This window comes from Bavariicoccus seileri WCC 4188, assembly GCF_000421665.1.
GTDB lineage: Bacteria > Bacillota > Bacilli > Lactobacillales > Aerococcaceae > Bavariicoccus > Bavariicoccus seileri.
Map to the genome: position 1 here is coordinate 19507 of NZ_ATXL01000009.1, position 25357 is coordinate 44863.

The window sequence follows — 25357 nt, forward strand, 5'->3', positions numbered from 1 at the left end:
CCGATTATCGTTGTGGGTCAACAGCTCTGAGTAGAGACCCTGTAAACGACACACTAGGGGAACCAAGGCCTAGATACGGTGATCACGCGATCAACATCGTAACAAGACGAAACAATCAGTGACTAGAATTTGACTTTTGAAATGATATCGCAACTTTAGTAGCGGTTAGAAAAAGATAGTGATCAATTTGAATAAGTCGATAACGCCATTCGTAATGATTTCCCATTCCCACATAACAGTTCCCTCCTTTTTTAGTCTTTCAACCTTATATTATAGTTGTACACTACTTCTTGCGATTTGTGACAATTTACTGTATAAATACAATATCGAGGTGAAAAAACGTGATAGGATCAACATTGAAATTTTTGCGCAAAGATAAAAATATCCCCATTCGATTGATTTGTAACGGCGTAATGGACGAAGCAAATTACTGGAGACTCGAAAATAATAAGATCGAAACCTCTTTTACAACAGTCATGCATATCTTAGAGAGACTCAACGTTACGCTAGAGGAATTTCAAAAACTAGCAGATCTAGATATTGCACTTCGAAAAAAAGAATGGGAAAAGAGACTTTATACTGCTTTTAATTCTAAAAATTCTATTTCTTTGTACAAATTACGGCACGATATCGCAGTCGAACGAGCTACCCACGATACAATCTACTTGACCCACCTAGAGGCCTTAACGAGCCTTTATCTCGCTCGCATCGCGCAAAAGGACTATGACGAACACGACAAGAAGGTCATCCGTGACTACCTCTTTCGTTGCAATAACTGGGGAAAGTACGAGATAACCCTTTTGAACAACACACTCTTTATCTTCGCGGATGCTGATGTCTGTTTTGAACTTTATTCAAAAGCTTATCAAACCCTTTCAAAGTTGCCTGAAGATGAACAAGTACGTGTCATTCCGTTATCAATCAACATGATATCCTTATTGATCCTTTGCCAAGAAAATGCAAAAGTGCGTCAAATAGTTGAAAAGATTTCAAGACTAACTATCGATGATAAATATGTCTACTATAGTTTGTGTCGAAAATGGATTATTAACATTGCCAATTACTATCTTAAAAAAGACGGAGATTACTTAATTGAGGCAAAAAAAGTAGTCAAACTCTTTAAATTGATTGACATGACGACGACTTTTGACCGTTATAATGCTTGGACAAAGGACTACGAAAAGCTAGTAAATACGTATTTTAAAGCTGATTTCGCCCAAAAATGAAAAAATAATGAGTAATTGTGTAAATAAGTGTTGACTTACTGTAAATAGATTGATAGAATTTTCATCAAGTTAATAAAACAAGTTTATAAACAAGTCGTTGAGTAAGAGAGTAAGCTAGAGCAAGCTACTAGCGAGATAGGACAGAGTGGAAGCCTATCAAGTTTGTCTAAGCTGAACCGCACTTATGAGACAGGCTAGCAAAGAATGATTGATAGCTAGCCTCGCCGTCTGGGCGTTACCAAAAGGAGTGAATAAATCCAATCATGTCGCAATGATTGGTGTTGTTAACTAGAGTGGTACCGCGGGAAAAATCTCGTCTCTGTGTCTATTGGGCACAGAGACGAGATTTTTTTATTTCCCTACTTCTCACAGTTAAAATATGACTCCTAATGATTTATTTATAACTTTGTTTCTACATAACTTTACCTATAACAACCAAATTCGACTACCAAATTGAAAGTGAGGTTAATTTCCTTGAACTTATTACTATTATCAGCTGTTAAATTAAATTTTCCCCGATTGGTGAAATGGATACCCACCTTTATCGATGGCACAGTGGTGACAATTGTTTTATCTCTCTCGACAGTTATCATTGGATCGATCATCGGTTTGATTGCAGCTTCGATGCAACAATCCCGATTCAAATTTTTACATGCCATTGTAAAATGTTATACCCAGATTGTCCGTGGAACACCGATGCTTGTTCAATTGTTTCTTTGGTTATATGGCTTCCCAATCATCGGCATCTCTGTTCCAGCTATGCCATTTCTCGGCAATGTTTACGGGTCTAGAGAATTCTTGACTGCTGTCGTTGCCTTATCAATCAACTCTGGAGGCTATATCTGTGAACTCCTTCGTGGTGGATTAGAATCGATTGATAAAGGCCAAATGGAAGCTGGTCGTTCTCTAGGACTCAGCCGTCGTGAAACGATGTCGTCTATTATCATTCCTCAAGCTATTCGGGTCGTCCTACCTGGGTTAGGAAATGAATTTATCACAATGATCAAAGAATCCTCTATCGTTTCTGTTGTAGGAGTTTTCGATGTCATGTATACGACGAATATTGTTAAAGCTGCAACCTTCTCGATATTTGAACCATTGATCGTTGTCGCCGCCATCTACTTCGTTCTTACGTTTATTTTGACCAGCTTATTGAAGATACTAGAAAAGAGGTTAAAAGTTTATGGTTGATACCAATCAAGACACACTCATTCAAGAAAATGCTAGTCCAATATCTGATGAAAAGATGTTGGAAACAATCGATTTGAAAAAACAATTTGGTGATCTTCAGGTTTTAAAAGGAATCACTACTACAGTAAAACAAGGTGAAGTGCTAGCCATTATCGGACCCTCCGGATCCGGAAAATCTACGTTACTACGCTGTATGAACTTGATGGAGAAACCTACTTCTGGTGAAGTATTTTTTCACGGTAACCTATTGAACAATCCACACTTGAAAGAGAGTCAGATCGACAAGTTTCGTGAAAATATCGGTATGGTATTTCAACACTTCAACTTATTTCCAAATAAAACAGTGCTAGGGAACATCATGTTAGCTCCCGTCAAACGACATAAAATGACAAAAGAACAAGCGCAAGAAAAAGCAGAACAACTGCTTAATAAAGTGGGCTTGATTGACAAGAAAGATGCCTATCCTAACCAATTATCGGGTGGTCAAAAACAACGGGTAGCCATTGCAAGAGCCCTAGCCATGGAACCAGATGTCATGCTTTTCGATGAACCAACTAGTGCTCTTGACCCAGAAATGGTCAAAGAAGTCCTTCTAGTTATCCAAGATCTCGCAAAAAGTCATCTCACAACCGTTATCGTCACTCATGAAATGAATTTTGCTAAACACGTAGCTTCCCGAGTTATTTTTATTGATGAAGGTGTCATCGTAGAAGAAGGCACCCCTGAAGAACTCTTCAATCATCCAAAACATGACCGTACGAAGGCTTTCTTAGACCAAATCAATTACTAAATCATTAGTTTACGCATTACTTAAAATCAAAAATCAAAGGAGTCTCTAAAACCATGACTAAACGTAACTCTCTCACAGTTCTCTTCACTCTCATACCGCTGCTACTACTGACTTTACTGTTAGGTGCTTGTTCCAGTAACAATTCTTCTACGAATGACTCGGCCGATAGCCCAGATAAACTAGCACAAATCAAAGAAGCTAAAAAACTAGTTGTAGGTACCTCACCTGACTACCCACCAATGGAATTCTACATTCTGAATGACGATGGTGAGAAAGAAATCGTTGGGAGTGATATTTCCTTAGCACAAGCAATCGCCGATGAAATTGGTGTAGAACTTGAAATCAAACCAACCGATTTCAATGGGGTTTTGGCTAACGTTCAAACCGGATCAGTTGATTTAGGAATCACAGGATTTTCTTACACTGAAGAACGTGCAGAAGCAATGGATCTTTCAGATGGCTATCAACAAGAAACCGAAGATGGTTATCAAGGAATCCTGGTGACGAAAGAAACAGCCGCAAAATACAAGACCTTAGACGAATTAAAAGAAGCTGATCTAGCTGTCGGAGCACAAGGTGGTTCCATTCAAACTGAGCTTGCTACCCACATCACTTCAGCCACAAATATTAAACAATACGGCACAAATGACGATGCGATTCTTGCTCTGAATGCTGGAGATATCGGTGCAGTTGCTGTTTTGACATCAGCTGTTGAACCAGTTCTAGCATCATTCCCAGATTTAACAATCTTGCCACAAGACGAATTTGATTTGGATCCTGACAATCTCTATGGCACTAACGTTGTTGGTATTCCAAAAGAAGAAGGAAACGAAAGCTTGATCGAACTTGTCAATAAAGTCATCAAGGAAAACCAAGACAATGGCAATATTGAAAAATGGAAACAAGAGGCCATTGAACGATCCACTAACGCCATTGAAGAATAAGGATTGCATTAACAGCATTAAAAGCTTCAGCAGTATCAACGACTACTTTCCATTCATTGCCTCTACCTATCACACTGAACTCTGATACTACCACTCAAACCATTAGGAGGTTGACCCAATGACAACATAAGCTAAATCATTCTTATCACTCTTTCCCATTCTATTACTTCTCTTCTTTCTGTTTGGCTGCTCTAACAGTAGCGATGCTTCAGATGAATCAGCTGGAGCTGTTGATTCTGCTCCAGACGTCTTAGCGGACATCAAAGCATCCGGGAAACTCGTTGTTGGGACTTCTCCAGGATTTCCACCTTTAGAGTTCTATGTTCTAGATGAAAACGGCGATAAACAAATCGCTGGAAGTGACCTTGATCTCGCACAAGCTATTGCTGATGAAATTGGTGTGGATCTAGAGATTAAGGCTACCGATTTAATGGTGTCCTAGCAAATATTCAAGCAGGATCGATTGATCTTGGTATTTCCGGACTCTCTTACTCCAAAGAACGGGCAGAGGTCATGGGTCTCTCTGATGGCTATCAACAAGAAACATCTAACGGCTATCAAGGTTTAGTTGTCTCTAAAGAAACAGCGGCAAAATATTCTTCTTTGGATGAGTTAAAAGAAGCAGAATTAACGGTAGGAGTCCAAGGTGGATCGATTCAACATGAGTTAGCATCAACCATCACTTCAGTTCCTAATATCAAACAATACTCACAAATCGATGATGCCATTCTTGCACTCAATGCAGGTGATATCGATGCAGTAGCCGTTTTGACGACAGCCGTCGAACCAACTGTTGCATCCTTCACTAATTTGACGATTCTACCAGAAGACACATTTGGCCTTGATCCTGATAATCTTTATGGCACAAACGTGATTGGTATCCCTAAGAAAGATGGCAATGAAAGCCTCGTCGAGCTAGTTAATAAAGTAATTAAAGACAATATCGAAAATGGCAATATCGATAAATGGAAAGAAGCGGCTGTTAAATTATCAAAAGATGCTATTGAAGAATAAACCGTTATAACGCATATCAAAGAAAAGTTAAAACTCGAAATTGGAGGGTCTATCCATGTCTAAACAATCGAAAATATCTAAACAGTTAAAAAAATACGTTTTGTTCTTACCACTTCTATTACTGTTACTCATCGTAACAAGTGCTTGTTCCAACAATGGTGATACATCTGATGGTGATTCTAATCAAGAAACAGCTGAAGATGACAAATTAGCCGAGATTAAAAAAGCTGGTAAGCTCGTACTAGGGACCTCACCAGACTTTCCACCATTTGAGTTTTATGTCTTAAACGATAGCAACCAAAAGGAAATCGTTGGAAGTGACATCTCACTAGCGCAAGCAATTGCAGATGAAATTGGGGTTGATCTCGAGATCAAAGCAACTGATTTCAATGGGGTCTTGGCTAATATTCAAACGGGTTCTGTAGATCTTGGCATCTCAGGTTTCGCTAAAACTGAGGCTCGGGCTGATGTAATGGATTTCTCTGAAGGCTACCAACAAGAAGTTTCAGATGGCTATCAAGGTATTATCGTACCTAAAGCAGCTGTTGATAAGTACAAGACACTAGATGATTTAAAAAATGCTGAGATAACTATCGGTGCACAAGGCGGCTCGATTCAATATGAGATTGCCCAAAAGCTGACTAGCGAAACAAACATCAAGCAATATGGCACAACAGATGCTGCTATCATGGCTCTTGATTCGGGTGATATCGATGCAGTAACTGTCTCTACTTCCTCTGCGTCACAAGTGATCTCATCATTCCCAGATCTGACCATCTTACCAAAAGACGGCTTTGACCTTGATAGTGATAATGTTTATGGCACTAACGTCGTTGGTTTTCCAAAAGACGACAACAATAAAAGCTTTATTGACTTAGTCAACAAGGTCATCCAAGACAACAAAGGCAATGGTAATATTGAAAAATGGAAAGATGAGGCCAAGGCACAATCCACAGAAGCAATAGACGCTGAATAACCTAAACTACGGGCTCTAGCCATGTGATGAAGCAAGATGACAAGATGAAAGGAAACATGTGAAATGACAACAACTTTAACAGCAAAACAAGCGATCATCGATTCTGTCGAATCTCATATTGATGACTACATGACAATCGTCAAAACATTATACGACAACCCAGAAATTGGTAATCAAGAATTTGAAACAGTCAAAGTTCTTGTGGCCTATCTTGATAAAGTCGGTTTTGAGACCACCTCTGGTTACATCGTCCCTACTGGCTTTAAGGGGGTCTACCAGTCTCATAAGCCCGGACCTACCATTGCTGTGATGTGTGAATTCGATGCTCTCCCAGAAGTTGGACATGGGTGTGGTCACAATCTTATCGCTGGTATTGGAATTGCCGCTGGTGTAGCCATCAAGGAAATCATTGATCAATTTGGTGGTACAGTGATTGTTTTAGGGACCCCTGCTGAAGAAAACTTTGGTGGTAAAGTATCGATGGCTAACGCTGGTGTTTTTGACGATATTGATGTCGCAATGATGGTTCACCCAGGAAGTAAAAATAGTGTTGGCTCAAGATCCAGTGCATTGAACCCAATCAAGTTCCACTTCTATGGTAAAAATGCCCATGGCTGCCATGCTGAACTAGGGAAATCGGCGTTAGATGCCGCTGTCATGAGCTATCTTCAAATCAATCTCTTACGTCAGTTTGTTGCTCCCCATACCTTTATCCACGGTATTATTAAGGATGGTGGCGAAGCTGCAAATGTCATCCCAGGCTATGCTTCTCTAGAATACTATTTTAGAGCACCAACTATGGCCTATGCTAAGCAAGTAACCGAAAAAGCCATTCAAGCAGTCAAAGGAATCTGCAAGGCTAATGGAACGACAGTCAAAACAGAAGTTTACGAATGTCCTTATGAAGATACAGTGATCAACTATAAATTAGCTGATTTATTGACCGAAAAATATGAAGAACTAGGCGTTCCTAATATTCAAAAAGTAGATGAAGTAACTGGTGGTTCAACTGATGTTGGAGCAGCTAGCTATAAATGTCCTACCATCCAAGGTTATATCAAAATAGTAGACGATTCAGTGAGTGCACACACGAAAGAAATGGCTGCTGCCACCCTGACCGAACAAGGGAAGAATGGCTTAATAAAAGCCGCAGAAGGTCTCGCCTTAATGGCATTAGATTTACTTGAACACCCAGAAACTTTAGAAGCCGTAAAATTAGAACACGAAGAAAACATCAAGACACTCACAGCCGAATAAGCTGTCATTCTTGAAACAAAACACCGTAGACCCCCTCTACGGTGTTTTGTTTTGATGTCATACGCTCATATAATACTTTGATGTAATACTCTGATGTAGTACTTTGATGTAATACGCTAATGATGATAGGAATGACATGTCAGCCTTAATCTGTAATTTATAATTTGTATTTCCTAACTTGTCATAGATTCATATAGCGCCATATATCATCTCATAAAGCCAATTAATATCAGAATAACCTTTATTTTGCTAAAATAACCATATAGTAATCATTCACTTCCCTCATAGCCACGCACTGTCGCAATCGCTTTTTGACAAGGAGGAAATTATGATGTTCAAACCTAGCCACTCATCACCCAATCGATTTACTTGGTTATTGCTCGGTGTTTTAGTATTTCTTGTTGGCTGTTCAAAATCTGATGCTCTTGAGACGACTGTCTTTGAATCAAAAAACGGTGGTGTGCAAACCGTTTTGACTTACTACCACTCTGGTGATGACGTCAAAAAACAAACGGCAGACAATGTGATTCCTTATACCAGCATTCCTGTTGAAACAAAAGAAGAAGCTCAAGAAATTTTGGAGCCATTTGTAACTCAATTTAAAGGGATCAAAGGTATCACCCATGAGATGACCTACAATGATGACCACGCAGTAGAGCACTTGGAAATCGACTATGAAACACTTGATTTTGATAAAGCCAGAAGCTTACCTGGTATGACTTTTGACGAAAACAGTGAAAACGGGATTAGTTTAGAGAAGAGCCGCGATCTTCTCGAACAAAATGGCTATACTGAAAAAACGGAATAGTCTCTTTTAACTTTATTCTAGGTTGAAAGAAAGAGTTATCGGTTATGTCATCATCAGCTCCCGTTAAATAATATTCCTGTTCAACAATACTCACGTTTAAATAATACTCACATTCAAATAGGACTCGTGTTCAAATACTATAAAATAAAAACGATCTAATAGGAAAATTCCTATTAGATCGTTTTTATTTAATCATTTCATAGACTTTTGTCGTCCACTTTATCGAGTTCTGCTGCGATAGTATGGATAACATCCGTTAATGAGCCTTCTTTAAATGGAGAGACAAGATTAGCTAATTTAACGATCTCAAGGAAAGTCTTGGTCCCACCGACCTTACAAATTTCTAAGTAATCTGACCAAGCGGTATCGTCATGATCAACTAAGGCGCGTTTATAAAATTGGAAGGCGCACACTTGTGCTAAAGTATAGTCAATATAATAGAATGGAGCTCCGAAGATATGTCCTTGACGGAACCACCAACCCCCACGTTCTAATAGATCATTATCATCATAGTCTTTATGTGGATTATACAGCTTCTCTAAACGACGCCATTCAGCTTTACGTTCATCCGGTGTTAATTCTGGGTTCTCATAAACAACATGTTGGAAATGATCCACTAACACCCCATAAGGTAAGAATTGGACGGCACTTCCGAGATGGGCAAACTTGTATTTATCAGTTTGATCACCGAAGAATAAATTCATCCAAGGATAGGTGAAGAATTCCATACTCATAGAATGGATTTCACAACTTTCATACGTTGGGAAGACAATTTCTGGTTGCGTAATCCAACGTGAATTAAAGATTTGGAAGGCATGACCAGCTTCATGGGTCAAGACGTCGACATCCCCTGAAGTCCCATTGAAATTCGCAAAAATAAACGGCGATTTAAATTCTGGGATATAGGTACAGTAACCACCACTATCTTTACCCTCTTTTGCTAAGAGATCAAGAAGGTCATGATCGTACATGAAGTCGATGAATTCACCTGTTTCAGGGGATAATTCATGATACATTTTTTGACCAGACTTAATGATCTCCTCAGGTGTCCCTTTTGGCGTCGCATTCCCATCTAGGAAATTAAGGGGAAGGTCATAATACTTCATGTCCTTTACACCAATACGTTCTGCTTGTCTTTCATATAAACGATTAGCAACTGGTACAACATCTTTTAAGATTTGTTCCCGGTAGGTGCTGACCATTTCTCTGTTGTAGTCAAAACGCATCATATTGTAGTAACTGTATTCTACGTAATCTTTGAAACCCAGTTTTTGAGCGATTTCGTGTCTGATTTTGACTAATTGATCATAAATGTCATCAAAGTCTTTTTCGTGATCTGCAAAGAACTGCCATTGTGCAGTGCTAGCAGAGTGACGAACCTCACGGTCAGTCGATTGGAGATAAGGACCAAATTGAGAAAGATTCAATTTCTTCCCATCATAATCGATTTGAGCACTCGCAATCAGCTTGTTATACGAGCTGCTTACTTCATTTTCTTTTTGAAGTAACGGGATAACCTCAGGGCTGAGTGTTTTAAGTTGGTATTCTGCCATTTTGAAAAAGGTTTCAGGTATAACGTCACTCAATTCTTCTTCAAAGCGTGTTTCCAAGATAGCTTTATAATAAGCCGTATTCAATTCTGTATAGAGCGGGCCGTGTTCATCCCAATATGAATTTTCTGCATCATAGAAGGGGTCCCGTGTATCGATTGAATGACGGATCGCTGCAATTTGCGAATTAGAGTCGACTTTTGAAGTCAATGCTTCGTAGGCTTTAACAGCCGCTATAACTTCAGAGGCGTCTTCTGCATGAGTGATTTGGTCTACCAAAAATGTGGCTTCCTTCTTCACCGCTTCATAATCTGGACGTTCATATGGATAATTTGGAAATTTCATTCAGTTCCCACCTTTGTTTTTTTAGTCTAGTTGCTTACTATTATATCACTTCTTCTAAAAACTAGCCTATTAACTTCTCGTTTTTCACTTGTATTGGATCACTTGTCTTATCTTTAATGGCCATCATGATGATGACCACTGTTCCAATAGCAAATAATGCCCAACTAAGGGTCACGTTCCACATATTACCAATACCTAGGAAGATGAACTGCCCCAGAGGAGCACCAATCAATACGACTGTTCCAAAGACACCATTCACGATTGCCAGTTTGTCTTGTGGAATGGTTTTAAGCATGTAAGCTCCCATCCGCGGATTGAGCTTACCTAGTAAATAACCTGTCGCAAACAGGATTAGAATCATCAGCCAGTTCTGTCTGATCGTCATCATATTTAACGAAAAAGCCAAGAGCAACAGTCCAACCATGCCAACCAACGGGATCAACCCCGTTTTTTTAAAGGGATCACTATCAACTAATGATCCTGCTATGATTCCAATGGAGATTGTCATTCCAATCATAGCAACCGTATTTTCAAAATTAGCGAGCCATAGCTCATGATGGTCCAATAAAGTGATAGTGATCAAGCCATCAAGACTAGCAGATAGAGAGTTAATCACAAAAGCAAATACGAGCACCCTCGCCAAAAAACGATTATCTGTTAGAATACTAAACGTCTCTGTGACACTCGTTTTAAACGAGACGCCTTTACCTGTTCTATCTTTCTTCTCTCCCATTGCCATTTCATTTTGAACGGCTTTATGCGGTTCAGCCGCCGTAAGTATTGTTCTCTCTTTAAAAATTACTGTTGCTGATAACAAGAACATCAAGGCATTGATTATGCCAAACAGACTATAGTTATAGTGGATTAACACAATAGCCCATGCTCCAACTCCTTGAAAAATGATTTGGACGATTGTTTGTGAGGCCGTTTGAAATCCCATAGCAGCATTCAATTCGCTTTCTGGAATAATCTGTTTAAGAAGTGGGAGTTGCAGCCCTCCTGCATAAGAGCCTAGACAATCTGCCGTGACATTGATGACTAGTAAAACAAGAAATAAACCAAAAGTATTGGGTAATAGCACTAATCCAGCTAAGCCCACAAATAAAATAGCTTGTACTAAACGCGTCCATAATAATAACTTCACTTTAGCCTTGGTCTGGTCAGCTGCATAACCCATAACAATCTGCAACAGACTGGGGATAAACATGGTGATTGAGGCGATAGACACCGCTAACTTCTGTGGCGTGATCTGGCTAGCATAAATCACGAACACAATATTGAATAGACTATTTCCGATACCATTTAATACTGCCGCATTGATCAGAGCCCGATATGCTTTATTCTTTAAATACTCTTTCATTGATAAGTTCCTCCAAACGGATGTCTCTGTCATGCTGCCACCCGATAACTTTTATGACTCACATTCTATCCGTCCACCCTGATAAAAAATAGGGATAGCGAGTTGAATTGCACAACTACTAGTTGTTTTTAACGAAATAATAGACAACTAAGAGTTGTTATAGTGGTTTATTGGTGGTTTATTGGTGGTTATTGTTACTTTCTACCCTAATCACTACACAATAGCCATTATCATTAACGCGCTTGTTTTAGGAAATGAGTTATTTTAAGTATACGAAGATCTTGCGGAATCTCTTTAAAAATTCTACTATAGTAGAAAAAAAGCTAAATTGTTAAACCATCGCTTATACTGTAATAGAAAAATAGAATGAGAAGTAAGAGCTCCTAGGGTATTAGGCTAGGACTAAACATAAGAGGTGCATCTATGTATGGAAAATGGTGAGTTGTTTAAACACATTAGACAAGATAAGGGACTAACATTACGACAATTGACAGACGAACAGAATAGTCTGTCATTCATCAGTAAATTTGAAAATGGCGAGCGTGACATCACAATGAGACGTTTTGAGCATCTCCTTGATAAAATCAATGTGACGATAGAGGAATTTTATTTTCTGAAGCACCAGTCCACTGAAGGACAAACAGCCGTGACGTTTTCGCAGATTCCAGCTTATTTATCAAGTCCTTTCTATAGCTATTTAGATCGCATTCTACATATCAACGCGCAAATCGACTCCATTAATGATCCCGCCGATTTCACTGATCGTTATATGACGGCCAAGAAGCAATTAGAGAAAGTTGCTAGTGAGCTGAAGGCCACTAGTCAATGGCAACGATTTCTACGTTTGTATATTCAATTACTACAACAGATTTATGATATCAATATGGCCAATACTGGCTTTTTGGATAGCCTTGACAACCAGCTCTCCGCTACTCAATTTGATATCTTTTTTAAACGGCAGATGGCCGACTTTCGTCAAATTTCGCTTCCAATTGTGAGTTACCTCTACAAAGTAGAGAATTGGAGTATTTACGAAGTGACACTTTTCCGCTTTTTCTTATTCACCTTTAGTATGGATACCATTATCCAGTTACTGCCAATTGCTTTGAAAAGAACAACGAAGATGAAAGATTTTACAGTGATGAACGACATGCGTTGTGAGCTGATTTTTTCCGCTGTATCTACCTTTGCCAATTTCAATCAACTGAAAGCCGCAGATGATGCCCTGAGTTTAGCCTATGACACCCTTAACGACTCAAAAGATCTCCTAAATAGTAACCAACTCGTATTTTACAACGGGTGGATAGATATCTTAAAAGGCCACAAAAAAACTGGCACTAAAAAGTGCCAGTCTGCCATTACTATTTTTGCTGCTCTTAATCAACCTAAACTTGCCAAAAGCTATCAGAATATACTGAAACATATTCTACTAAAAAGTCAAAACAAATCTTTTCCCACCTATTTTTCTTAAGCTTCATATTACACTTTTTCTTGGTTCAAAATTCTCATCAGCTTTTGCTTGAGTGCCCCATGCTTAGTAGCATTGTAGGCGTAACGCTCATCCGTCCAATGATTAGGAGAATAGAGCCAGACCGGTTTTTGTAGTAAATCACCTGGCTCTGTGTCATAACGGGGAAATACATGTGCATGGAGAAAGTGGTCTGTATTCCCTAAAATATCATAATTGACTCTTAGGGGATCACAAACAGTTATAATAGCATCCCCCAGGATCGTCATATCGCTGAGAAAGCGTGTCCGCTCTTCAAGTGGTAAGTCGTTTAACGAGTTAACTTCCATCTTCGGTAACAACACGCAATAGCCCGGTAAGAACTGTGTATCTCCCAATACAGCATAGCCACCACTTAACTCTGCTAATACCATGGGGTTGGTCCCATTGATGGCAGATTGGATACGATTTTGACGCCAATCCGTCATTTCTTCTTACCTGAAGCATCATGACGAGCTTGTTGATTCTTATTTTTCTTGGCATCATTCTGCCCATCACTACTTTGAGTGGTATCATTGAACAAATCATCTAGCGTATCATCACTCAAGAATTGCCCTAGTCCTTTAGCCAATTCTTTGGTTTGTCTTAAGACAAAGTCCTTTTCTTCTAAAGCCATAGCTGCAACGCTCCCTTCCTAATGCAATCATTATTCGACTGCTTTCCCCTTCCGTTTAACACTATAGGTGATTAAACTGAACACTAATAGTACTATCACGATAATTGTAATCCCTCTAACGTGATCTCCCCTAAAGATAGCATCGCCACCAAATGCGTAAACAAAAGATGTTGGTGCAACCCCTAAAACCATACTGAGGAATATTTCGCCTTTCGTCAATTGTGACTGCGTCGCAATAAAATTGACAATGATAGCTGGGAAGAGAGGCACAATGTAACCTAGCGTCAACCCTACAAACGGGTGATGCATCTCCTTGATACGATTGACCATCGAAAATCGTTTTTGAAACTTGTCAGACAACCCTATTTTAGACAAAATGACAATCAGAGTTGTATTCCCTAAAACATTGGATGTCACATTCAGCAGAAATCCGATGAGCGGCCCATAACAAAGACCCATAAGAATGCAGACAACGACATTTGAAATACCTGGAATACTGCACATCGTTGCCGCTAATAACACGAGCATGATTTCTGAGCGCACCCCATGTCGTCTGATTACTTCAGTAAACGTATCTTCAGAAGCAGTTCGATCTAGCAACAGTTTGAAATCTGGTAAAAATTCTTGAAAACTAAAATAGAGTATCGTGAGAAATAAGATGATCCCTATAGCTAATAGTAGTCGTTTTGGATGATTCATGTTTTGTTACCTTTCTAAACCGCTCTATCAGCGTTATTAATAATCACTATTATTCTTGCCAAATCCTCTATTAGTTTTATCACTATCCTCAGAGACTAATAAGAAGCTAATAAGCACGAGCAATCCAAACTGTCTGAACGGCAGGTTTACCGGAGACGATATCCACTGATTTTTTCATTGGTGGGTTGTAGGGAATATTGCGAATCGTGAACCCGGTTGCTTCTTTGATAGCCGCTTCTGTCTCATCGCTGCCATCCCAACCAATCAGTGCCCAACCAGCTGGGATATCTTGTTCTTTTGCCGCTTCAATATGATCTTCTAATTGTTGTAAGGTATCGATATCATAATGCTCATTTTCTTTTCGATAGGCCCTAGCTGTTTCTAGCAGCCTTTTTTGCATCTTAGGTAACCCTTCAGCTACATAGCTAGAAAGATCAGCTAGTTTCACTGCTTCTTTATCAGCTAGATCACGCCATTTGACCATGACTTGTTGGTTTTTCATATCCCTTGGCCCAAATTCGATTCGCAATGGTACACCTTTCAGTTCCCATTCATTGAACTTGAATCCGGGAGTATTATCACTATCGTCGAGTGTGACACGATAGCCTGATTCTTTCAGCTCTTGAGCGATCAATTGTAATTGTTCGACGATCTCAGGCTTCTTTTGCCATGGTCCAACCGGCAAGAGTACAATTTGAGTTGGTGCTACGGATGGTGGTAGAACCAGCCCTTGATCATCCCCATGTGTCATAATTAAAGATCCAATCAAGCGAGTTGAGACACCCCAAGATGTTGTGTGAGCATAAACATGTTCATTAGCTTCATTTAAGAAACGAATATCAAATGCCTCAGCAAATTTAGTCCCCATATAATGACTGGTCCCAGCTTGAACAGCTTTCCCATCCTTCATCATTGCTTCGATTGAGTAAGTGTTCATAGCACCTGCAAACCGTTCACTTGGCGTTTTTTCACCTTCGTAAACTGGGACAGATAAAACATTTTCAACGACTTCTTGGTAAATATCCAGCATCCGTTGCGTCCGTTCTTTCGCCTCTTCTGCCGATTGATGAGCGGTATGCCCCTCTTGCCAAAGGAACTCAGAGGTTCTTAAAAATGGTAATGTCTTCTTTTCCCAACGAAAAACATTTGCCCATTGGTTGATTTCATAAGGAAGATCTCGATAAGACTGTATCCAATCGCTAAATGCTGTTCCAATCATCGTCTCAGAAGTAGGTCTAAGTGCCAAACGCTCTTCTAAAATTTCCCCAGCAGCTTCTGTGACCCATGGTAACTCAGGACTAAATCCTTCAATATGCTCCTTTTCTTTTGAAAAGAAAGATTCAGGAATTAGCATTGGAAAATAAGCATTGCGAATGCCTTCTTCTTTAAACCGTTTATTGAAGGCCTCTTGTATATGCTCCCAAATCTCGTAGCCATCTGGTTTAAAGATGATACAACCTCTCACTGGAGAATAAGACATCAAATCTGCTTGTTGAATCGTTTGTAAATACCATTTCGAGAAATCTTCACGTTGCGAAATATCCATTATAATACCCCTTCAGTTCACTGATTTATTCTTTATTATTACTGATTCATTCTGATTTATTCTTATTTATTGTAAGTTATTTTAAGCGACACTACAACTTTATTTAGACAAAGCTAACGTTATTAGAGACTTAAACCGTTATCATATTGTTTAAACAAGCGAGAGTTGATTAGGTAGCGAACCTCATACTTTACAGCCAATTTATATAAGAACGATTCCAAGTCATCATCGTCAGGCGTCACTTGTTCTAAAAGCTTTTTATAGCAATTGCGTTCTTCTGCTGTAGCAAGCTTTTTGAAATAACCCCAAACATGTTGATAAGTAGTCACAAGCGTCTTTCGTGTCGGTTTTTTCTGACGATTAGACGCCAATATTTTTATAAATTCTGAGCTCTTCAAATCAGACCATTCATTATCACTAAATAATTGTCTGAGAGCATTATAATCTTGTTGTGATCGAGACATGACCAGATACTTGTTCTCCGCCCATAAGTGTTGTGCCACCTCGATGGTTAGCATCAAAGCCACTTCCTCTCTTATTCCTGTAGCAAAAAAGAGAATGCGACTGTGTCTCATTCTCTTTATAATTACTTTTTTAACCCCAGTAACTAATCATTATCAATTGGTTTCATGGTTGGGAAGAGTAACACATCTCTGATGGATGGGGTATCTGTCAATAGCATGACTAACCGATCAACTCCGATTCCAAGGCCCCCCGTAGGTGGCAACCCATATTCCAAGGCTTCAATGAAATCTTCATCATAAGGATGCGTCTCATCGTTCCAAGCATCTTTTTCTTTTACTTGTTCAGCGAAACGTTCCCGTTGATCAATAGGGTCTGTTAATTCAGTAAATGCATTAGCATACTCATGACGCATGATAAACAATTCAAAGCGGTCAGAAAAACGTGGATCCGCCTCATCTGTAAATGCTAACGGAGAGACAACTTTTGGATGACCATACACAAAGGTAGGTTCAGTAATCGTGTCTTCTACTAATTGCTCAAAAGCCTCGTTAACGACATGGCCATAGGTCATATCGTCTTTGACTTCGACATGATGCGAGCGAGCTAGGCTACGAGCCTCTTCATCACTCATATGTGGCCAAAAATCAGCCCCGGACAATTCCTTGATCAAATCAACGATGTGCGCACGACGCCATTCAACACCTAGATCAAAACTGACGCCTTCATAAGTCACTTTTGTCGTCCCTAAAACGTTTTTGGCAACATCTCTAATCAACCCTTCAGTCAGATCCATCACATCATGGTAGTCTGAAAAGGCAGTATACACTTCAACTGTCGTAAACTCAGGATTATGGGTGGTATCCATTCCTTCATTACGGAAATTTCTCCCAATTTCATAGACACGTTCAAAACCACCCACAACTAAGCGTTTCAAATGAAGCTCAGTTGCGATCCGAAGATACATATCGATATCCAAAGCATTGTGGTGAGTGACAAATGGCTTAGCAGCCGCACCACCCGCTAATGTTTGAAGGATTGGTGTTTCTACTTCAATATAGCCTCTTTGATCTAAATAATGACGAATCTCACTAATAATACGTGTTCTCTTTAAGAAACGGTCACGACTATCATCATTCATCAGAAGGTCTAGATAACGTTGACGGTATTTTTGTTCCACATTCGTCAAGCCGTGATATTTATCTGGTAATGGGTGGAGAGATTTTGTTTGGTGGACAACTTTCTCAGCTTTTATAGTCAACTCACCAGTGTTGGTGACCATTAACGTTCCAACAACTCCTAGAATATCGCCAATATCAGCTTGTTTAAAGATATCGTAGTTCTCTTCTCCAACTTCATCTTTACGGACGTAGATTTGGATTTGCCCTTCTCTATCTTTTAAATTCGCAAAACCGACTTTCCCTTTTCCACGTTTGGTCATCATTCGACCACCGATTGCTACTTCAATAGGGTCTTTCTCGGCAAAGGACTCTTTTGTTTCATTGCCATATTGTTTTTTGATGTCAGCTGATAAATGGGTCCGCTTAAAGCTATTGCCAAAAGGATTGATCCCTTTCGCTTTCAAAGCTTCCATTTTCTCCCGGCGAACCTGTAACTGATCGTTTAACTCTTCTTGAACCACACTTTCTCCTCCTCCAAAACTCTTTCATGCTAATAATGACAATCTTTGCCTTAAAAATCAAGTTAAATCACAGTCCTCCGTCTTTATCATCTTGATCTTCAGCAATGTCATCTATGCGAGCATTGTCTTCATCAACTTCTTGTTCTATTTTAGTGATTTTAGCTGTTATGTCATCGATCATGGCCTGTAATTCATCTACATCAAAAAAGTATTTCTTATTACAGAAGTGACAAACTACTTCAGCTCCATGGTCTTCATCGATCATAGCTTTTAATTCAGCTCTTCCAAGCGACTTGAGTCCTGTAGCAAAGCGCTCTTTACTACAATGACACTTGAATTGAATAGGTTCGTGACTAAGGACTTGGTAATTTTCTTCACCAAACAATGCTGTCAAGATATCTTCCGGAGTTGCTCCCTTATCCATTAGTTGCGAAATTTGTGGCAAGGTAGCCAATCTCTTTTCTAGTATTTCTAATGTTTCCTCACTAGCTCCTGGCATCACTTGGACCATGAATCCGCCTGCCGTTCTGATCGTGTCATCCGTATCTACTAGAACAGATAATCCGATTGCACCATTAATTTGTTCTGAAACGGCCATATAATAAGTGAAATCTGCTCCGAGTTCTCCATCAACAATTGGGATTTGTCCTGTAAAAGGCTCTTTTAAGCCTAGATCTTTGATGACAGTGATTGTTCCTTCTGTCCCTACAACTGCTCGTACATTTATTTTGCCAGCTTCTGTTGGGGGCAAGACAACTCTTGGATTTGAGATATAACCCTTTACGTCTCCATTAGCTTTGGCAGTGGTGAAGATCTTACCTCCCAATCCGTCTCCGTTGACTTGGATGCTAATTTCGTCGTCCCCTTTAAGATTTTTGGCAAACATCACATTAGCAATCAATGTTCTACCTAAAGCGGCTGATGAAGCACTCCATGTGTCATGCATCTCATGGGCTGTTTCAACTGTTTTAGTAGCATCGACTGCGAATGCTCTGATTTCACCATTAAATGCTAATGCCTTGATTAAATAATCTGTCATACTTCTCCTCTTTTCATTGTAAACTTGTTCTTTGTTTATTGGTCCTTGTTCAATCGTTAAAAAATGAGGCCGGCTTTTGCACCGAACCTCATTTTATGATTGATTCAACTTCTATTACTCTTTCTGTGCATCTTGTTCTTGCTCATACAACTAGTCATTTGACTCATCATTTGACTGATTTTCTTCATCTATCGCTGTCTCTTTGGATTCAGTGTTATCACTTGGAGCAGTATCATCAGGTGTTTCCGTTTGATCTACTTCATCACTCGTGGATTCACTATCACCACTTTGTTCTTTTTCGCGACGTTTCTTTTCACGTTCTTCACGCGCTTTTTTAGCTTCTTCGTAGGTTTGTGCTTTTACTTCATGAGGATATTCTTCATTGTTTTCACGGTCAGTTGGCATCAAGCCGCTTTCAAACAAGCTCTTGATTGATTTTGCATCGAGTGTTTCATACTCAAGCAACTTGTTAGCAATCAAGTCAAGTTGTTCACGGTGACTTGCTAAAATCGTCCGCGCTTTTTCTTGGGCTTCATTCATAATGCGACGAATCTCGTTATCGATTTCGTATGCCACTTGATCAGAATACGTCTTGGTTTGTCCATAGTCGCGTCCAACAAATACTTGATGGTTACCTTCATATTGGACAGCTCCCAATTTATCTGTCATCCCATACTCGGTGACCATTGAGCGAACGAGTCCAGTTGCTTGTTCAAAGTCATTGCTGGCACCAGTAGTTTGTGTATTAAACACTAACTCTTCAGCAGCACGTCCCCCTAATAGACCGACAACTTGTTCAAACAAATCTTTGCGTGTCATCAAGAAACGATCTTCTTTCGGCAACATGATAGCATATCCACCTGCACGTCCACGCGGAACGATAGTTACTTTATGGACAATACGTGCATCACTTAATACGAGACCACAAATGGTATGACCTGCTTCATGGAAAGCCACCATTCGGCGTTCTGTTTTGCTGATGACACGGTCACGTTTAGCAGGTCCAGCAATGACACGATCTTCAGCTTCGTCGACATCAAGTGCATCGATTTGTTTTTTATTCATACGAGCTGCTAACAAAGCTGCTTCGTTCAGTAAGTTTTCAAGATCGGCACCAGAGAATCCTGGCGTTTGTTGAGCCACAACTTTCAAATCAACATCAGGTGCTAATTTCTTATTACGAGCATGCACTTTAAGAATCGCTTCACGACCCTTGACATCTGGGCGTCCAACTAATATTTGACGGTCAAAACGACCTGGCCTCAATAGGGCTGGGTCTAATACATCTGAACGGTTTGTCGCAGCAATGACAATAACTCCTTCATTACCAGAGAACCCATCCATTTCAACCAGTAATTGGTTCAGGGTTTGTTCACGTTCATCGTGACCGCCACCCATACCAGCACCACGTTGACGACCAACTGCATCTATTTCATCAATAAAGATGATAGACGGTGCGTTCTTCTTAGCATTTTCAAATAAGTCACGTACACGGCTTGCACCGACACCCACGAACATTTCTACGAACTCTGAACCAGAGATCGAGAAAAATGGTACACCAGCTTCACCGGCAACAGCTTTAGCTAGTAAGGTTTTACCAGTACCAGGAGGTCCCTCTAACAAGACACCAGCTGGAATCCTTGCACCGAGTGCCGTAAATTTACGTGGATCCTTCAAAAATTCGACAACTTCTACTAATTCTTGTTTCTCTTCTTCAGCTCCGGCTACATCTGAGAATCTAACTTTTATCTTTTCTTTTGAGACATCTTTAGCTTTTGTTTTACCAAAGCTCATTGGGCCCTTTGCCCCTTGACCAGATGAACTCATCATAGAATAGATGAAAAATCCGATGATCAGAAAAGGTACAAGATTTAAAATCAAAGTCCACCATAGTCCTGATTGACTTTCTTGTAACGCAATCACTTCTGTGTTGCTTTCCTTCGCTAACTCGGTAATTTGACTCAATGTGCCATCGTTGGTCAACACACGTGCTTCAAAGTTTTTGCTCTTTGTAGAACGTGTATCAAAAATCGACAGATTATTTGAGGTATCCTCATCAGTTGTACCACTTGGTGCTTTAGGTTCGTCAAACTCACCTGTAACAGTGTAGGCACCCGAATCAAATTGCAGAGAGAACTTCTCTACCTCGCCCTTTTCTAGGCTTTGCATGAATTCACTACTTGAAATCTCGTTGACTTGATTGCCTAATGACCCTGTAAAGAGTTGCACTAAATACATGATAGCAAGCAATACCATCAAGAATCCTATGCCATTACGAATAATATTGTTTTTTTTCATTGTTACCCCCTGGAACTTTATCAATTTACCTATTACTGATTAACTCCTAATCAGTCATTTGTTAGGTAGTTGGGTGCATCATCATCTACTAATTATGGTTTGCGTGCTTCGATCAACTAGTAACTATCGAGAATTGACTGATAGCATTATTATCTATCGAATGATAACGAAAGCTCATACTATGATCAGCAAAGAGAAAAAATGCACTTACGCAACCCTTATCATAACATACTTGATGATTTTTAAACTATAAATTTGCTTTAATTTGCGAGCAAATCAGCTTAATCTTGATAGACTTCCTCTTTTAAAACACCAATGTAGGGTAAATTGCGATATTTTTGCTTGAAATCCAAACCATAGCCCACAACAAACTCATTGGGAACTTTAAGTCCAACATAGTCAGCCTCTAATCCAAATTCGCGACGTTCAGGTTTATCCAACAATGTCACGATTTTAACAGACTTAGCATTTCGGTGATTCATTAGGGCCACTAAATGATGTAAGGTGCGGCCTGTATCGATGATATCCTCAACGATAATCACGTCACGACCAGATACGGATTGATCCAGATCCTTCACTATCTTGACCTCACCAGAAGACTCAAATGAATCACCATATGAGTCAACATCCATGAAATCGATATCTAGCTTAACATCCATAAAGCGAACGAGATCTGTCATGAAAAACGCTGCTCCTTTTAAAATACAGATAGCTAGTGGTTCTTTATCCTTATAATCTACCGTCAGCTGTTCCCCTAGATGTTTAATTTGTTCCTTTATCTGATCTTCTGTTACTAGTACTTTCTTAATATCTTCTGCTAGCATGCCAATACCCCTTTGTTATTATGATTGTTAGATGTAATGCTATAATACGATTATTTGCCTAACTTGTGACTGTTAACTTTCTATTTAAGGGCACGCCCTTAATCCAACTTATCCTTTAGTTAACCTCATTTGATTTTTAGTGACTAGCTTCATTCTCTGAACTCTCTGTTTTGACGAGACTGATAGCAATATAGTCACGCTCACCAAGTGTGGGATCGACGGTATTAAGATGATCCAAAATACCGATAACGTTTGCGTCACTGTCGACCACTAGCCATGCTTCGTCTCTTACCTCATTTGATATTTTATGGTTGATAAACCAGCGATTGACTTTTTGATGAAAGCTTTTCTTAGCTTGAAAGAAGAGTTGGTCTCCTGGCTTACGATGACGAACAGTAAGTGGCCAGTTAATCAAATCATTCGGATAAATCAATTGTGTTTCAATCATACCTTTAGTTGTCCGTGAATTCAACGATAGTCGCGTGATTTTTACACTAAGATTCCCTGTTAGGTTATAGCTTCCAAAAGACTGACAATCTACTCTTGCAAACCCTTCTTGTTGAGCAGCAATATCGAAACTTTTAGTAGCAGTTTGTTGCCGTTTTAGCTCCTTTTCAATAGCGTTACCACTCACTTTACTACTAGTCACTTTACTATTAAGGTTACCAGTAGAGTTACCAGTAGACTTGCTACACGGTAATAACTCAAAAACGACGATCTCGTACCTTTTAATGACTTGCCAGCGTCCATTAAGAGAAAGGGTTCCTTGCGCAGTCGTTTTGCTCCTAATCAACTGGCTGATAGCCTGAGTCTGCTTTCGGGAAAGATCTATCCCATAACGGGTCTGCGCTTCATCAGCCAACGCTTGCCAAAACAAACGTTCTTCATAAACTGATAACTCAGTAATGACATTCGTATCAATCTCGATTGCCCTTGCTCCAGTTTCTTTCTGTTCAACAGAAATAGGATGAAATAGGCAACTTTTTTGGATAATATTCGCCATTATCGGTCGTACGATTTGCTCGGCTGCTTCAATGTCCCCCATTACCGTCGTAACAGACTGCGGCGCTTGTTGAAAGCGTTCTGTTATCACTGGCAGTAGGCTGTTTCTAACCCAGTTACGTGCATAAATTATGTCATTATTGGTTTCATCTTCCCAAATCGGCAAATGTTGTTGCTTTGCATACTCTTCTAACTGTTTTTTGGGGATGTCACGAAAGGGTCTGATGATTGGCACTCCCAGATCTATGCTCATGTGCGGCATACCGCTCAACCCTTTTAAAGAACTTTTCCGAAACAGTTTGAGGAAAAACGTCTCCACTTGGTCATCCAAGTGGTGAGCAGTCACTAAAGCAGCATGCTTTTCCTTTGCGATTTGCGTCAAAAATTCATACCGTGCCTCTCGGGCGCCTTGCTCACCAGGACTTGGTGTCTCCCACTCTCCAACGATCACCTGCTGACCTCTTTCCTGCCAGTACGCCACAATTTCATTAGCTTGCTTCGTACTTGTCGGTCTGAGGTGATGATCAAAATGAGCCAGTATAATAGTTTGTGGTAACGAGAGCGAGAATAGAAAATCCGCCAAAGTCATGGAATCTACCCCTCCAGATAATGCCACGACTAGCACTTCTTCTTTCAGATCTAATAAAGCATCTCTATTGACCTTCTGCTGCAACCCTTCTTTGTTGTTTCTAACGACCACTGATCATCCCTCCTCTTTTTCAAATTCCGACAGTTCAAAATCCTAAACAATTTCTATACCTACATAGATTTAAAACATAAATAGATTTAAAACATAATAGGTTTAAAACATAGATAGGTTTAAACTCAAAAACGAGAATAAGACGATTACCGTCCTATCCCCGTTTTAATTGTTTCTAATCTTTCTTAAACACACTAGATGTCCCCATCAAAACGATTTAGAGTGGCAACAACTGTTAGTTTCGACGACCGCCACGTCCACCGCGTTTTCCTTCGGTGTTCTTTTTCAAAGAAGACAATCGTTCGTCGCTGTCTTTTAAGAAGTCGCTCATCAATGAGTCAAAGTCTTTGCCCTTACCACTTGTCGGGGTATTGCTTTTCTTTGTAAATGATGGTTTATGAAAACTTTTCCTAGGTTCTTTTGGTTGAGTATTGGTAACCGCTTTACGAATCGATAAACTGATTTTACCATCATCTGCAATTTTCAATACTTTGACTGTTACTGTATCACCAACGCTTAACACATCATGGATATCTTTGACGAACGAATCAGATACTTCGCTGATATGAACTAATCCCGAAGTCCCCTTTTCGAGCTCGACAAAGGCACCAAATTTGGTAAGACCGGTTATTTTCCCTGTTACAATTTGACCCACTTCAATTGACATATAAAAAGCGTTCCTCCTTAATAAAATCAACTATCCCGCTTTATTTAGATCGTTGATCTTTTTACTCTTTATTAGTGCTTGTGTCCTTAGCGTCTGGTAATTGGAAGATCAACTCATTTGGTTCACTGAAAAAATATTTCTTCCGAGCGATTTTCAGAACATACTCGTCATTTTTCAACTGAGAAACCTCTTTATCTAATGAATCATTTTCTGTCGTCAACGTTTCTATCTCATCTGTTTGAGTCGACATATCGCGTTGAAGTGTCAATGATTCGTGATAGTTGCCCACTATATGAAAAATCATCACTGCCAACCATAAAAGCATGATCACTATAATAAACTTTGTGCCATACGAAAGACGGTATTTGACTATCCGAGAACTAGTCGCATCATTTGACTTAAACTTTGTGATGTTTTCAGTTTTTCTAGCCATAAAATCCCCTCATTTCATATTGGTATCTACTGTGAATTATAGCAATAATCAAATTGAAATGTCTATCTTATTTCATAATTAATTGCTATCACTTGGTTTATTCTCTTGACTAATGATGTCATAGAGTTGTTCTGCCTCATCTTTTTTAGTCGTTTCTCTAATATCATTCACCTTAACCGTCATCGTTTGGTTACCAAAGCGAATCGTAATTTTATCGCCTGGCGTAACCTTTGTTCCTGCTTTAGCGACCTGATCATTGACGCTCACACGACCTTGATCAACAACTTCCTTAGCGACGGTTCGCCTTTTTATGATACGACTGACCTTTAAAAACTTATCTATTCTCATTTACTTGACTCTCCCTTATTCATACTAACCGATCAACACCTATTGGCACTATCACCTATTAGCTATTAGCTCTGTCATCTATTATCATTATATTATAAATAACGTTCTGTGAC

General features: G+C 39.6%; 24 protein-coding genes, 1 pseudogene and 1 other annotated feature. Of the genes and pseudogenes, 9 read left to right on the forward strand and 16 right to left on the reverse strand.

The genetic code is table 11. The features are described 5' to 3' along the window. The first annotated feature begins 341 nt into the window (after window positions 1-341). The 4 genes from H541_RS0103240 (at window position 342) to H541_RS0103255 (ending at window position 4151) form a co-directional block, all read left to right on the forward strand. Window positions 342-1226 (forward strand): helix-turn-helix domain-containing protein, encoded by an 885-nt coding sequence (locus tag H541_RS0103240; RefSeq protein WP_022795914.1) that lies wholly within the window; start codon window positions 342-344, stop codon window positions 1224-1226. Window positions 1227-1314: 88 nt separating this feature from the next. Then, window positions 1315-1550, forward strand: a binding site (T-box leader). A gap of 150 nt (window positions 1551-1700) precedes the next feature. After that, window positions 1701-2417 (forward strand): amino acid ABC transporter permease, encoded by a 717-nt coding sequence (locus H541_RS0103245; RefSeq protein WP_022795915.1) that lies wholly within the window; start codon window positions 1701-1703, stop codon window positions 2415-2417. Window positions 2418-2472: 55 nt separating this feature from the next. Then, entirely contained in the window at window positions 2473-3207 is a 735-nt protein-coding gene (locus tag H541_RS0103250; protein WP_026501582.1) for an amino acid ABC transporter ATP-binding protein, read from the forward strand. A gap of 53 nt (window positions 3208-3260) precedes the next feature. Then, window positions 3261-4151 (forward strand): transporter substrate-binding domain-containing protein, encoded by an 891-nt coding sequence (locus tag H541_RS0103255; protein WP_022795917.1) that lies wholly within the window; start codon window positions 3261-3263, stop codon window positions 4149-4151. Between the two features lie 102 nt (window positions 4152-4253). Here the strand turns inward: H541_RS0103255 and H541_RS13590 are convergent, their stop codons facing one another. After that, window positions 4254-4412, reverse strand: coding sequence for a hypothetical protein (locus H541_RS13590; RefSeq protein WP_022795918.1), 159 nt, complete (start codon window positions 4410-4412; stop codon window positions 4254-4256). Between H541_RS13590 and H541_RS12485 the strand changes: the two are divergent. The 4 genes and pseudogenes from H541_RS12485 (at window position 4411) to H541_RS0103280 (ending at window position 8206) form a co-directional block, all read left to right on the forward strand. Beyond that, window positions 4411-5165: pseudogene (locus H541_RS12485) on the forward strand (transporter substrate-binding domain-containing protein). The gene H541_RS13590 and the pseudogene H541_RS12485 overlap by 2 nt on opposite strands. A gap of 55 nt (window positions 5166-5220) precedes the next feature. Then, window positions 5221-6141 carry a transporter substrate-binding domain-containing protein gene (locus H541_RS0103270; RefSeq protein ID WP_022795919.1) on the forward strand — a complete coding sequence of 307 codons (921 nt, stop codon included), beginning with the start codon at window positions 5221-5223 and terminating at the stop codon, window positions 6139-6141. A 63-nt stretch (window positions 6142-6204) separates the two neighbouring features. Further along, window positions 6205-7398 (forward strand): M20 family metallopeptidase, encoded by a 1194-nt coding sequence (locus H541_RS0103275; RefSeq protein ID WP_022795920.1) that lies wholly within the window; start codon window positions 6205-6207, stop codon window positions 7396-7398. A gap of 328 nt (window positions 7399-7726) precedes the next feature. Continuing rightward, entirely contained in the window at window positions 7727-8206 is a 480-nt protein-coding gene (locus tag H541_RS0103280; protein ID WP_084684511.1) for a YehR family lipoprotein, read from the forward strand. Between the two features lie 197 nt (window positions 8207-8403). Here the strand turns inward: H541_RS0103280 and H541_RS0103285 are convergent, their stop codons facing one another. Both H541_RS0103285 and H541_RS0103290 read right to left on the reverse strand, forming a co-directional pair. After that, on the reverse strand, window positions 8404-10101 hold the full coding sequence (locus H541_RS0103285; RefSeq protein WP_022795922.1) for a M3 family oligoendopeptidase: 1698 nt from the start codon (window positions 10099-10101) through the stop codon (window positions 8404-8406). Window positions 10102-10162: 61 nt separating this feature from the next. Then, window positions 10163-11461, reverse strand: coding sequence for an MFS transporter (locus tag H541_RS0103290; RefSeq protein ID WP_022795923.1), 1299 nt, complete (start codon window positions 11459-11461; stop codon window positions 10163-10165). Between the two features lie 427 nt (window positions 11462-11888). Between H541_RS0103290 and H541_RS0103295 the strand changes: the two genes are divergently transcribed. Then, on the forward strand, window positions 11889-12932 hold the full coding sequence (locus H541_RS0103295; RefSeq protein ID WP_022795924.1) for an Rgg/GadR/MutR family transcriptional regulator: 1044 nt from the start codon (window positions 11889-11891) through the stop codon (window positions 12930-12932). Window positions 12933-12940: 8 nt separating this feature from the next. On the opposite strand, the gene H541_RS0103300 is transcribed toward H541_RS0103295, so the two are convergent. From H541_RS0103300 to H541_RS0103360, 13 genes are all read right to left on the reverse strand, one after another. Then, window positions 12941-13396, reverse strand: coding sequence for an HIT family protein (locus tag H541_RS0103300; protein WP_022795925.1), 456 nt, complete (start codon window positions 13394-13396; stop codon window positions 12941-12943). Next, a complete protein-coding gene (locus H541_RS11440; protein WP_022795926.1) occupies window positions 13393-13584 on the reverse strand; it encodes a hypothetical protein in 192 nt (63 codons plus the stop codon). Before H541_RS11440 ends, H541_RS0103300 begins: the two co-directional genes overlap by 4 nt. Window positions 13585-13614: 30 nt before the next feature. Further along, on the reverse strand, window positions 13615-14283 hold the full coding sequence (locus H541_RS0103310; RefSeq protein WP_022795927.1) for a TVP38/TMEM64 family protein: 669 nt from the start codon (window positions 14281-14283) through the stop codon (window positions 13615-13617). Window positions 14284-14389: 106 nt separating this feature from the next. Beyond that, entirely contained in the window at window positions 14390-15829 is a 1440-nt protein-coding gene (gene proS / locus H541_RS0103315; RefSeq protein ID WP_022795928.1) for a proline--tRNA ligase, read from the reverse strand. A gap of 122 nt (window positions 15830-15951) precedes the next feature. Further along, window positions 15952-16347: a YbgA family protein gene (locus H541_RS0103320; RefSeq protein WP_022795929.1), complete on the reverse strand. Its 396-nt coding sequence runs from the start codon at window positions 16345-16347 to the stop codon at window positions 15952-15954. 89 nt (window positions 16348-16436) lie between these two features. Then, a complete protein-coding gene (gene lysS / locus H541_RS0103325; RefSeq protein ID WP_022795930.1) occupies window positions 16437-17933 on the reverse strand; it encodes a lysine--tRNA ligase in 1497 nt (498 codons plus the stop codon). Between the two features lie 67 nt (window positions 17934-18000). Continuing rightward, window positions 18001-18972 carry an Hsp33 family molecular chaperone HslO gene (gene hslO, locus H541_RS11445; RefSeq protein WP_022795931.1) on the reverse strand — a complete coding sequence of 324 codons (972 nt, stop codon included), beginning with the start codon at window positions 18970-18972 and terminating at the stop codon, window positions 18001-18003. Window positions 18973-19122: 150 nt separating this feature from the next. Then, window positions 19123-21270 (reverse strand): ATP-dependent zinc metalloprotease FtsH, encoded by a 2148-nt coding sequence (gene ftsH / locus H541_RS0103335; protein WP_022795932.1) that lies wholly within the window; start codon window positions 21268-21270, stop codon window positions 19123-19125. A 281-nt stretch (window positions 21271-21551) separates the two neighbouring features. Continuing rightward, window positions 21552-22094, reverse strand: a complete 543-nt coding sequence (gene hpt, locus H541_RS0103340) for a hypoxanthine phosphoribosyltransferase (RefSeq protein ID WP_022795933.1) — start codon at window positions 22092-22094, stop codon at window positions 21552-21554. A 136-nt stretch (window positions 22095-22230) separates the two neighbouring features. Next, a complete protein-coding gene (tilS, locus tag H541_RS0103345; RefSeq protein ID WP_022795934.1) occupies window positions 22231-23796 on the reverse strand; it encodes a tRNA lysidine(34) synthetase TilS in 1566 nt (521 codons plus the stop codon). A 235-nt stretch (window positions 23797-24031) separates the two neighbouring features. Continuing rightward, window positions 24032-24463, reverse strand: a complete 432-nt coding sequence (locus H541_RS0103350; protein ID WP_022795935.1) for a S1 domain-containing RNA-binding protein — start codon at window positions 24461-24463, stop codon at window positions 24032-24034. Between the two features lie 61 nt (window positions 24464-24524). Further along, window positions 24525-24896, reverse strand: a complete 372-nt coding sequence (locus H541_RS0103355) for an FtsB family cell division protein (RefSeq protein WP_022795936.1) — start codon at window positions 24894-24896, stop codon at window positions 24525-24527. A gap of 78 nt (window positions 24897-24974) precedes the next feature. Beyond that, window positions 24975-25244, reverse strand: coding sequence for an RNA-binding S4 domain-containing protein (locus H541_RS0103360; RefSeq protein WP_022795937.1), 270 nt, complete (start codon window positions 25242-25244; stop codon window positions 24975-24977). Window positions 25245-25357 lie beyond the last annotated feature (113 nt).

What these genes read in the sequence shown, in the direction of transcription:
- H541_RS0103250 (WP_026501582.1), top strand. Translation starts at nt 2,473, where the DNA reads ATGTTGGAAACAATCGATTTGAAAAAACAATTTGGTGATCTTCAGGTT.
- H541_RS0103255 (WP_022795917.1), top strand. Translation starts at nt 3,261, where the DNA reads ATGACTAAACGTAACTCTCTCACAGTTCTCTTCACTCTCATACCGCTG.
- H541_RS13590 (WP_022795918.1), bottom strand. Translation starts at nt 4,412, where the DNA reads ATGTCCGCTAAGACGTCTGGAGCAGAATCAACAGCTCCAGCTGATTCA.
- H541_RS0103270 (WP_022795919.1), top strand. Translation starts at nt 5,221, where the DNA reads ATGTCTAAACAATCGAAAATATCTAAACAGTTAAAAAAATACGTTTTG.
- H541_RS0103275 (WP_022795920.1), top strand. Translation starts at nt 6,205, where the DNA reads ATGACAACAACTTTAACAGCAAAACAAGCGATCATCGATTCTGTCGAA.
- H541_RS0103280 (WP_084684511.1), top strand. Translation starts at nt 7,727, where the DNA reads ATGATGTTCAAACCTAGCCACTCATCACCCAATCGATTTACTTGGTTA.
- H541_RS0103285 (WP_022795922.1), bottom strand. Translation starts at nt 10,101, where the DNA reads ATGAAATTTCCAAATTATCCATATGAACGTCCAGATTATGAAGCGGTG.
- H541_RS0103290 (WP_022795923.1), bottom strand. Translation starts at nt 11,461, where the DNA reads ATGAAAGAGTATTTAAAGAATAAAGCATATCGGGCTCTGATCAATGCG.
- H541_RS0103295 (WP_022795924.1), top strand. Translation starts at nt 11,889, where the DNA reads ATGGAAAATGGTGAGTTGTTTAAACACATTAGACAAGATAAGGGACTA.
- H541_RS0103300 (WP_022795925.1), bottom strand. Translation starts at nt 13,396, where the DNA reads ATGACGGATTGGCGTCAAAATCGTATCCAATCTGCCATCAATGGGACC.
- H541_RS11440 (WP_022795926.1), bottom strand. Translation starts at nt 13,584, where the DNA reads ATGGCTTTAGAAGAAAAGGACTTTGTCTTAAGACAAACCAAAGAATTG.
- H541_RS0103310 (WP_022795927.1), bottom strand. Translation starts at nt 14,283, where the DNA reads ATGAATCATCCAAAACGACTACTATTAGCTATAGGGATCATCTTATTT.
- proS (WP_022795928.1), bottom strand. Translation starts at nt 15,829, where the DNA reads ATGGATATTTCGCAACGTGAAGATTTCTCGAAATGGTATTTACAAACG.
- H541_RS0103320 (WP_022795929.1), bottom strand. Translation starts at nt 16,347, where the DNA reads ATGCTAACCATCGAGGTGGCACAACACTTATGGGCGGAGAACAAGTAT.
- hslO (WP_022795931.1), bottom strand. Translation starts at nt 18,972, where the DNA reads ATGACAGATTATTTAATCAAGGCATTAGCATTTAATGGTGAAATCAGA.
- ftsH (WP_022795932.1), bottom strand. Translation starts at nt 21,270, where the DNA reads ATGAAAAAAAACAATATTATTCGTAATGGCATAGGATTCTTGATGGTA.
- hpt (WP_022795933.1), bottom strand. Translation starts at nt 22,094, where the DNA reads ATGCTAGCAGAAGATATTAAGAAAGTACTAGTAACAGAAGATCAGATA.
- H541_RS0103350 (WP_022795935.1), bottom strand. Translation starts at nt 24,463, where the DNA reads ATGTCAATTGAAGTGGGTCAAATTGTAACAGGGAAAATAACCGGTCTT.
- H541_RS0103355 (WP_022795936.1), bottom strand. Translation starts at nt 24,896, where the DNA reads ATGGCTAGAAAAACTGAAAACATCACAAAGTTTAAGTCAAATGATGCG.
- H541_RS0103360 (WP_022795937.1), bottom strand. Translation starts at nt 25,244, where the DNA reads ATGAGAATAGATAAGTTTTTAAAGGTCAGTCGTATCATAAAAAGGCGA.